This window comes from Vibrio sp. D173a (genome assembly GCF_030248475.1).
In genome coordinates this window covers 1-891 of the sequence record NZ_JAHGAH010000604.1, presented here as the reverse complement: position 1 = coordinate 891, position 891 = coordinate 1, and the positions used below count along the sequence as shown (strand labels likewise).

Annotated in this window: 1 pseudogene; it reads right to left on the bottom strand. The window is 49.3% G+C overall.

The features are described from left to right. Window positions 1-891, bottom strand: a pseudogene (locus KIV40_RS27850) (malate synthase G); the annotation flags it as partial.

Genomic DNA, 891 nt, shown 5'->3' with positions numbered 1-891 from the left:
TTACCTAGCAATGGAATCGTTAGGATGTCGTCGACATTCGCTCTTACACGCTCACGGAGTTCTTTTTGACGACTCGGTACGCTCACTTGGTGGTAATGAAGTGCATGCAGTGTTGCTGCAGTCGGTGATGGTACCCATGCTGTGTTCGCACCCGCTTTAGGATGACCTAATTTAGCTTCCATCATCTTGGCCATGTTGTCTGGCTCTGGCCACATGCCTTTACCAATTTGCGCCTTGCCTTGTAGGCCACACGCTAAACCGAGATCGACGTTTTGATCTTCGTACGCACCAATCCAAGTCATGGTTTTCAACTGTGCTTTTGGAGCAAACGGGCCCGCTTCCATGCTGGTATGAATCTCATCACCTGTGCGGTCTAGGAAACCGGTATTGATAAATACCACACGGTCTTTCGCGGCGCGGATACACTCTTTCAAGTTAACCGAGGTACGGCGCCCCTCATCCATAATGCCCACTTTAATCGTGAAACGCTCAAGACCCAGGGCATCTTAAATTCGACCAAACAACTCATTGGTAAACGTGGCAGTCGAGTTTTGGTATGGGCTGTTACCCTTCAAATCATGCATTGCGATAAGCGAAGTAATCATGCCATCCATGATGCCTTCTGGTACTTCATTACCGTTTTCGTCGATGATTGCTGGGTTAGTCATTAGGTGACCAACATTGCGCACAAACAGCATGCTTCGACCTTTGAGCGTGATTTCTCCGCCGCTAACACTGGTGTACTGACGATCAGGATTGAGGCTGCGAACAATGGTTTTGCCGTTTTTCTCTAGTGACTCTTGCAGGTCCCCCTTCATCAAGCCTAGCCAATTGCTGTACGCGAGCGCTTTGTCTTCACCGTCTACCGCAGCAACAGAGTCTTCACAGTCC